Below are 1426 nucleotides of genomic sequence, written 5' to 3'. Positions count from 1 at the left end.
TGGCTTTCCGCTTCAAGTAGTTCTGGTGGAGCCTGTCCTTGCGTTCCTCACGCTTGCGGATTTCCTCTAATTCCTCCGGGGTAAGCTCCACTTCGCCAAACGCAGGGGGAACGAAACGACCCACGAAATTGAAGTAAATCTCGACCTCCTGTGTGGTCTGAATACTGCCCTTGCGGTCACGCTCATGCACAAGGATTTTCTCAATAAACTCATTGAGCATGGCAATCGTCAGTTTGTCGAAGTTCTCATACTTGTCAATCAGAGCGATAAAACGGTCAGCGTCCTTTTCGTGCTTCTCGTAGCTCTTGATAGCCTTTTCCAGAACAGAGATTTCAGCGGTAAGCTCGGTCTGCTCCTTTTCATATTGAGCGTCCAGAGTGGCATATCTGCTGTCAGACAGCTTTCCTAAAATGTTGTCCTCATAGATTTTGCAGAGCAGGACTTCCAGCTCGGAAACTCTCTGCTTTGCGGTGGCAAGGCGTATCCGCTGTTTCTTGACCTCTGCCGTCTGCTGGCTGGACTGCGCTTCCTGCACCACACGGACAAACTCGGCTCGGTCATGCTTCGCATACTCGGCAATAGCTTTGAGCATTTCGGAAACAAGGGACAGTACCACATCTTCATTGATACGGTGCTGTGTCGTGCAGAGCTTTCCAACTGGGACTTTGCTGTATTGGGAACAGGTATATTGAGAAATACGCTTGCCGTTGTTGGTACGGTGGACATACATCTTGCCGCCGCAATCGGCACAATAAAGCAAGCCTGTGAGGGGAGCTGCTTCGCCCCAGCCGTCCGGGTAGCGTCTGACATTCCCACGGATTTTCTGCACAAGGTCAAAGGTCTGCTGGTCAATGATAGGCTCATGGGTATTCTCGAAAATTGTCCATTCGTCCTCCGGGACATAATGGCTTTTCTTGTCCTTGAAGTGCTTTCGGGTCTTGAAGTTGATGGTGTGTCCCAGATATTCACGCTTTTCAAGAATGTTGCAGATGGTGGAAGAACCCCAACCGTACACATCTTTGAAAGTCTTGTTTTTGTTCACGCCCTCGCCGTGCCGGGCAAGGTAAGCGGACGGAATGAGGACTTTTTCTTCTTTCAGCTTGCTGGCGATCTGATACGGACCGTAGCCGTCAATCGTCATGGAAAAGATGCGCTTGACCACCTCTGCGGCTTCGGGGTCAACCAGCCATTGGTCTCTGGCTTCGTTCCAGAGATAGCCGTAAATGACCGTGCCTGTGAGGTGCTTGCCGGACTTGCCTTTGGACTGGAAAGTGGAACGGATTTTACGGCTGGTGTCTCTGGCATAATACTCGTTCATGATGTTGCGGAAAGGGGTAAAATCATCGTCCCCTCTGGCACTGTCCACGCCGTCATTGATGGCGATAAGGCGAACGCCACGCTGACGCAGGATTTCCATAATCTGACC

The 1426-nt window shown here is 51.0% G+C and carries 1 protein-coding gene; it reads right to left on the bottom strand.

Annotated features, from left to right (window positions below):
- On the bottom strand, positions 1-1426 hold a 1426-nt coding region (locus LI162_RS15170), incomplete at both ends, for a recombinase family protein (protein WP_227156870.1).

The sequence above is a fragment of the Mediterraneibacter sp. 210702-DFI.3.120 genome, from assembly GCF_020561005.1.
Taxonomy (GTDB): Bacteria; Bacillota; Clostridia; order Lachnospirales; family Lachnospiraceae; genus Mediterraneibacter; species Mediterraneibacter faecis.
This window is presented reverse-complemented; position numbering and strand designations above follow the sequence as displayed.